Source organism: Pseudomonas sp. RL_105y_Pfl2_101 (assembly GCF_963970585.1).
Taxonomy (GTDB): Bacteria; Pseudomonadota; Gammaproteobacteria; order Pseudomonadales; family Pseudomonadaceae; genus Aquipseudomonas.
In genome coordinates, this window is record NZ_CAXAPG010000068.1 from 1 (window position 1) to 6,613 (window position 6,613).

Below are 6,613 nucleotides of genomic sequence, written 5' to 3' on the forward strand. Positions count from 1 at the left end.
TTCTTTTCGGTCACTTGATTGACCGCTTGGATTTTGAATTCTTCGGGATAACGTGGGTTGCTCATGGCACCTCCTGATTGGCCTCAGTTTAAGGCATGGAGGTGTCTACGAAACCCGGGGCGATTCATGGTGGCTGTGCGCATGGCGCCCTCGGGCGCGCCGGTTTTAGGTATGTCACCGGTCTACTAACCTGCGCACAGCCGCCACCCTATCGTTTAGTAGCGAAATGGTTGCGACCTAACTGAGAAGACATACCTATGTTCAAAATAACTCCGAATCCGCCAGAAGCAGATTCCACCTCTACATCCGCAAAATCCAAAGCCCAGCAGCAAGACGAGACCACCAAACGGGTGCTCGATCATTACTTGCTACCGAAACCGGATAAATCCCAAGAAGCCCCCAAACCGGGGCAGCTGTACGCCGTCGTGAAAGGCCTCGATAACGAATGTCTGCTTGCCAATCTCACTGAGACGTTGGCTTCGGCCGATGCCATGGTGAGTGATCTGGCGTTTGATCTGGATGGATCGAGGCGCCATGTGGCGCAGGGGATTCAGCAGTTGATTGAGCTGAGTTCGTTATTGGCGAATCGGGTGTTGGATAACGTGGAGCCGCGGCAGTAGGTAAACGTTTTCCCATAAAAAAACCCGGCGCTCTATGCCGGGTTTTTTACCTCCGCCTCCGAGAATGACCGAAAACGGCCCAAAGCAGCCCTTCATTCAGGACTACTTCTGGCCTTTTGCAGAGCCTACGAAATGAAGGTCGATTCAAGGTTGGTATTTTATACAGTCCAGATAGCCTACTTCTCCACAATCTCCCGGTACCACTTCTGTTAATCGTCGCATAAAGGTTGTGTTGCAGAAGCCTCTGAAATTGACTGAGCCTTTCGTTCCCGACGCCGGCAAAGCCAGTTGCGGATGTCTCGAACAATTATGCATACCGCACCAATGACTGTCAGCAGAACGAACGCACCAAGAAACTGAGCGAGAAGTATGCCGCCGTTGTAGGCCAATGCTCGGTTGCCTTGTTCAAAGCTTGCGAACGCCGGGCCTTGCGCCGCCATAAGGCAGCCCAAAGAAAGTGCGCGGCTGAACGTTAGGTATTCCATGTTGTGCCTCCTTGCGATGGTCAAATCAGCCAGCGGTACTGCTTGCGCTTAGGGAATGCCATTCTGACCGCGACCGTGATCAGCACCAGACCAATGATGGCCGAAACACTGGCGAACCCAATGCTGAGCTGGATAGCTGATGCAAACTCTTCGGGATGGTGCTTCGCGGTGTACCAAGCCGAAGGTGAGCCGCGGTACCCAGCGATATAGACGGAGCCGCTTGATATATCCAGAAAGGCGGAAACGCCAACACCGATGCCTAGCAGCAGGAAGAAACAGCCGAGAAGCAGAACACTCAACATAAATAATCGCCTCCTGACATCGCGTCCTGCTCACTCACTGATGATCGCTCAATACCGCTTCTGGTATTCATCATAGGGGAGATTTTGCTGGAGAAGTTGCTGGGTTTGCTCTTCTTTGTAGGCGTGCTCAGATTGCATGCCTGGCCACACCCAGCGATCAAAGCAAAAAGCAATGTAATGATTAAGCGCACCGATAATCTCCTTGTGCGTGACTACTCAAACGAGTCAGGAATTGGCGGAACCTCAACGACGCGGCCGTCCTTGAGTTTGAACGAGACGGCACGGCTTGATCCGGTAAAGCCATTTGCGCGACTCCAAATTCACATCTGCTCATCGCCGCGAGCGGTAACTTAGTACGGACTCCCCATAAGCGTGGTCAGCTCCGCCTCGATCATGCCGACGCGGCCTGGCGTGCGTTGTCATACGAAGAGTTGGTGCCAGCGCACCCGGCCAGAACCGCTAGGGTTGCTGCGGCAACTCAGGCGCGCAACCTCCTTGTTTTGAATAACTGCATATTGCCACCCCAGGCTAGCTCATCAATAGTTCATCGTGTTCGCCAAGAGAAAGGGGATTTATAGGGCTAACCGTCCGCTCTTGGCCGATTTCTGCCTGTCACGAGGGGCAGAAATCGGCCGATTCTGTTGAAAAAGTCGATCCGCCCAAACTGTCTGATCATTGACCGGTGAAAACGCCTTTTTGAACGCTGCTACGTGAAATCTGAGTCCGGAAGGCCTCTGCCCAAAGTAAAGATTTCAATCTCAGACGCGCACTTTTCCGCTGAGCAAACCATGGCCGACTTTTTCAACAGAATCGGCCAAAAGCAGCCCTTCGATGTGGCTACAAAACCAGAGGCGGTTTACTCACAACGGAGATGCGGGCCAACCCCAACTTCAACAGTTCCTTACGTAGCAGCGAGCGCTCAAGCACAGCCATTCCGGCCTGCCATTCGATCGACAGCAAATGGCTCAACTTTTGTTGGCTGACCAAGGGCTCAGCCAGAAAGTAGCTTTTGCACTCGCGGATGCTGATGACGTTCAACAGCCAGTCTCCACCCTGCGCCGCCAGCCAGTGACCGATCGTTGAACGATGCGTTCGGATGAGCGCACTGGCATCCCACACCGCCATCTGCGCGAAAACCTGCGGCAGGTTGCTATCGGCATTCAGCCGCTTCAAATCAACCGCCAACGCGCCAATCAGGTCTGACTCGATAGTGGCCTGACACTCGGAGAAATACCGCTCGGGCCAGTCGGCTTCCAGTTTCGCCCGCCATGCGAGGACTTCATAAGCCCGGATATCCGATTGGGTGGTCAACTGCCCTGTGAAATTCAGGGTATTGTCCAGAATTGCCGTGGCCAGCAACGCAGCACTTTTTTCGCTGATCAGCGGCAACAGCTCTGCCGCTTCCCAACGCTGAAAAATCAGAGTCGCCGCTGCGCCGATCGGCAGGATGTCTGCCGCAGATCCGAGCTTCTGCGCCCAATAGTTTTCAAAGCCTGGGTGATGGTCAATGACTTCCACCACCTGTTCAAGAACCACCAGCGGGTCGAAATGGTGGTAGTCGGAGACATCCACCAACACGAACTCATCACCCGCTCTCGGCAGATAATCGTCCAGAGATGATTGCCATCCGAGCACGGTCCTGGAGATGCTGACATTGAGCGGGGCGCTACTGACGGTCCGAGCATCAACGCCTTGGTGATTCAACAGCTCGGCGTACGCAATGCAACAGGCATACGCGTCGATGTCCAGGTACGCCGAGCCTGAGGTCACCACCCTCATAACACGTGGGTCACAGCGTGAGCTGCCGAGACAGCCGAAGACAGCTTCAGCGCTTGGGCGATACCCTCCAGAATCCGCTCATACGCGAATTGACACTGTTCTTCGTCGATGGAAATGCGCACCGTGGCCCCGGCGATCCGGTCGGAATATCCCAGTTGTGTAACCGTGTTGGACAGGCTGAGTGTCTTGTCCGAGCATGCCGACCCACCGGTTATGTAGATCGACTGCGTGTTCAAGGCCCACTGCAGTTTTTTTGTATTGACCCCTGGCAATGCAACAAAACTCACACAAGGTACACGCGGTGCTTGCTGACCGATCACGACCACTTCGCCCAGCATCGCTTGCAGCGTACGTTCAAACGTTTCCCGGCTCTGTTGTACCGCGACTTTACCGGTGCCGTATTTGTGCTGTTTCTCCTGCAACGCGGTTTCAATCGAAAGAATGCCCGGATAGTTCTGAGTACCACCGCGCAACCCACCTTCCTGGCCGCCGCCAACAATCAATGGCGACAACCCGTAGCGGCTTCTGGCGTACAGAAAACCGGCACCGGGCAACGCCCCGAACTTGTGTCCTGACGCAATGGCGAAATCAACGCCGGATGCGTGCAGATCCACAGGGATTTTTCCGATGGCCTGGGTCATGTCCGAAAACAGCAAACCACCCCCAGCCTTCACTTGTCGGGCGATTTCTTCGATCGGTTGAATCACGCCGGTTTCGTTATGCACTGCCATAACGCAAACCAATGTCGGGCGACCCGCATGGGCACGGAGCAACTGCTCCAATTGTTCGGTGTCGAGCAGTCCGTTCATTTGATGCCCGATCGCTATGGCTTGCAGGCCTTCCAGACCGTAGCGGTTTATGTTCTGCAGGGTGCAGGAGTGTTCGATCGCTGAGTACAACACCAAGGGTTGCTCATGTTTGTAGCGTTCGAAAAAACCATGAAACACCTGGGCACAGCCCTCACTGGAGCCGCTGTTGAAAATCAGGCAGTCGGCGTCCACTTTCAAAAGGCTGGCGATGCTGCCACGCGCCCGTTCGACTCGTTCGAGCAACTGAACGCCGAGGGCGTGATTGGCATTGGGGTTGGCGCATTGGCGGGTCGAAAACAACGCCTGAAGCATGTTGCTGACACCCATTGAAACCGGTGCCGAACCACAGACGTCGGCATAAACTGCATCCACAGCAATATCCATATCAAACACTTCCAAGTTTTCTGTTTTATGTCATTCAGGATGCTGCTCGCAAAATGCGAACAGAGACTCACAGGTCAAATAAGCAAGCGCAGCATGAGCTGGATCGAGCACAGCAAAACGAAAGCATTCAGCGCCTGTTTCAGATGCCTCGAGTCCAGCCGATGAGAAAGCATGGCTCCGAGGAAACCACCCACCAATATCCCCAGTACCAATTCACCGGTGTAGCCGAGAAAATCCATGGTTGAACCCACTCTGCCGAATAACGCCCCACTTGCTCCGATGATACCGATCAGCGCCGAGGTCGAAATGGCCTGCTTTATCTGCAGACCAAACAAGCTGATCAGTACAGGCAGGTAGATGAACCCGCCGCCCTGCCCGACCAGCCCGCACAATACGCCAAGCACCAGTCCTATCAGTGGCAACGACAGCGATTGATGGTTGCACAACAGGGCCACCGGTTTATGGAACAGGTACGTCACCAACAACGACATCAACCCCAGCAGTCCGAAGACGAACAGGATGAAGTTTTCGCTGAATGCATCAGCATGGAGCGAGGCAAAAAAGTTGGCGACAGCCATCGGTACGGCAAAGCTTCTGATCACTCGCCAATCCGGCTGAAACTTGATGCGGTGCAGCGCGAACGACACGAGGGACGAAAAGAAGCCCTGTGCGGAAGACAGCCCCGTCACGACTTCAATCGGCAGTTTCTGACCGGACAATATCGGGTAAATCAGCACCAACAGGGGCGTCACGATGATGCCCCCACCGATACCGAACAGACCTGACATGAAACCAGCCATCACGCCCACACCGGCCATAACCGGGTAGATTGTCACGGCTACCATCTCAGCAGACCTTGATCTTGCCGGTCCCTTCCGTCATCCGACCGATAACAATCAGATCAGGGCAAAGCGCCTGCCACTTCTGACGGTTCTTTTCAAACCCTTCGGCACTCACAGTGAACAGCAAACCGCCATTCGTTTGCGGGTCATGCAACAGAAACTTTCTAGCTAATGGAAGATCAGCCAGGTACTCCACGTTCTGCGCGTACTTTTTAATGTTAGAGAAAATACCGCTGTCAGCCGAAGTCACTGCCACCGCCAATGACTCTGTACCGTCATAAAAAACCAGACCGCTTGTATCCAGGTCAACATCCAGTTGCCCCAGCCCGACCATCTCACTGATATGGCCGATCAAACCGAACCCCGTGATATCAGTCAAACTGCTAACCTCAGGACTTTCGCTCAGCGTGCGGCCAAACGCGTTGTCGCCGGTAATCTGGGCAAGCGTCGACGCAGCAATATCCTCTTGTTCAATCACTCCGGTCTTCAGGGCATTGGCGAGGATGCCGACACCGATCGGACGCGTCATGACCAGCAAATCACCGGCCCTGGCCGTGTTATTTTTCTTCAAACGGTGTTTTTCCACCTCACCAATGATCGAGAAGCCGTACAAGGGCTGGCTGTTCTTGATCGTATGGCCACCGACGATGCTGACATTGAACTTGTTCATCACCGACTGGGCGCCAAGGATCATCTGCGTTACTTGCTCGACCGAAACCAGTTCCGGGTCGAACGCCATGATCGAGTTGGCAATAAGCGGACTCCCGCCTGAAGCAAAGATATCGCTTACAGCATTGCTGGCTGCCAATTGGCCGAAGACATAAGGATCGTTGACTATCGGGGAGAAAAAATCGGTGGTGAATAAAAGATATTTTTCACCTGCGTCATAGACGGCGCAATCGTCAGAAGACTCAAAGCCCAATACCACCTTGTCATCCGAGACCGTATTGGCTGCTGCAGTTTGCGACAGAATCTTCGTTAACACACTGGATGGGATCTTGCACCCGCACCCACCACTCTCAGATTTATCCATGATCTGACAAAACATCGACATCGGTTTTCCTTAAAATCCATTTTCCATAATTAAAACAGCGCCTTAGCGTGCTGAAACATACTGTTACGTCCTATTTCTGCCGACAAAATTCGCATGTTTTCATTGCAAAAATATGACGGAATGGCGGCGTTTTGAAGTCATGCGGATGTCAGCGCGCAATGGTGTATGAACCATTGCCTCACTGCTCTACATTGCTGAATCGAGCGAAGGTTGCGCATTCCACGCCATCCGGCCACTCAGTCCACCAACATCCGGCCACCTATTCCACGGTCATCCGGCCGGGCAGTCGGAGCGCAGCGACGCAGGTTTGCATTGTTAGTCTGAAGTCTCTGTCGCCG

The 6,613-nt window shown here is 53.8% G+C and carries 7 protein-coding genes; 1 reads left to right on the forward strand and 6 read right to left on the reverse strand.

Annotation, left to right across the window (positions count from 1 at the left end):
• Positions 1 to 257: 257 nt before the first annotated feature.
• Positions 258 to 620 (forward strand): DUF6124 family protein, encoded by a 363-nt coding sequence (locus AACY31_RS28005; RefSeq protein ID WP_339505538.1) that lies wholly within the window; start codon positions 258 to 260, stop codon positions 618 to 620.
• 209 nt (positions 621 to 829) lie between these two features.
• Here AACY31_RS28005 and AACY31_RS28010 read toward each other — a convergent pair whose 3' ends face one another.
• From AACY31_RS28010 to selD, 6 genes are all read right to left on the reverse strand, one after another.
• Entirely contained in the window at positions 830 to 1,105 is a 276-nt protein-coding gene (locus tag AACY31_RS28010) for a hypothetical protein (RefSeq protein ID WP_339482484.1), read from the reverse strand.
• Between the two features lie 20 nt (positions 1,106 to 1,125).
• Complete coding sequence (locus tag AACY31_RS28015; protein WP_339482486.1) at positions 1,126 to 1,407, reverse strand: hypothetical protein; 282 nt, start codon at positions 1,405 to 1,407, stop codon at positions 1,126 to 1,128.
• Between the two features lie 837 nt (positions 1,408 to 2,244).
• Positions 2,245 to 3,186, reverse strand: coding sequence for a DHH family phosphoesterase (locus AACY31_RS28020; RefSeq protein WP_339505540.1), 942 nt, complete (start codon positions 3,184 to 3,186; stop codon positions 2,245 to 2,247).
• The gene (locus AACY31_RS28025; RefSeq protein WP_339505541.1) at positions 3,183 to 4,379 is read right to left on the reverse strand and encodes a cysteine desulfurase family protein; all 1,197 of its coding nucleotides are present in this window, start codon (positions 4,377 to 4,379) and stop codon (positions 3,183 to 3,185) included. The genes AACY31_RS28020 and AACY31_RS28025 overlap by 4 nt, the downstream gene beginning before the upstream one ends.
• 74 nt (positions 4,380 to 4,453) lie before the next feature.
• Positions 4,454 to 5,224, reverse strand: coding sequence for a sulfite exporter TauE/SafE family protein (locus AACY31_RS28030; RefSeq protein ID WP_339505543.1), 771 nt, complete (start codon positions 5,222 to 5,224; stop codon positions 4,454 to 4,456).
• 1 nt (position 5,225) lies between these two features.
• Positions 5,226 to 6,275: a selenide, water dikinase SelD gene (gene selD / locus AACY31_RS28035; RefSeq protein WP_339505544.1), complete on the reverse strand. Its 1,050-nt coding sequence runs from the start codon at positions 6,273 to 6,275 to the stop codon at positions 5,226 to 5,228.
• Positions 6,276 to 6,613: the final 338 nt, after the last annotated feature.

What these genes read in the sequence shown, in the direction of transcription:
- AACY31_RS28010 (WP_339482484.1), bottom strand. Translation starts at nt 1,105, where the DNA reads ATGGAATACCTAACGTTCAGCCGCGCACTTTCTTTGGGCTGCCTTATG.
- selD (WP_339505544.1), bottom strand. Translation starts at nt 6,275, where the DNA reads ATGTCGATGTTTTGTCAGATCATGGATAAATCTGAGAGTGGTGGGTGC.
- AACY31_RS28020 (WP_339505540.1), bottom strand. Translation starts at nt 3,186, where the DNA reads ATGAGGGTGGTGACCTCAGGCTCGGCGTACCTGGACATCGACGCGTAT.
- AACY31_RS28030 (WP_339505543.1), bottom strand. Translation starts at nt 5,224, where the DNA reads ATGGTAGCCGTGACAATCTACCCGGTTATGGCCGGTGTGGGCGTGATG.
- AACY31_RS28015 (WP_339482486.1), bottom strand. Translation starts at nt 1,407, where the DNA reads ATGTTGAGTGTTCTGCTTCTCGGCTGTTTCTTCCTGCTGCTAGGCATC.
- AACY31_RS28025 (WP_339505541.1), bottom strand. Translation starts at nt 4,379, where the DNA reads ATGGATATTGCTGTGGATGCAGTTTATGCCGACGTCTGTGGTTCGGCA.
- AACY31_RS28005 (WP_339505538.1), top strand. Translation starts at nt 258, where the DNA reads ATGTTCAAAATAACTCCGAATCCGCCAGAAGCAGATTCCACCTCTACA.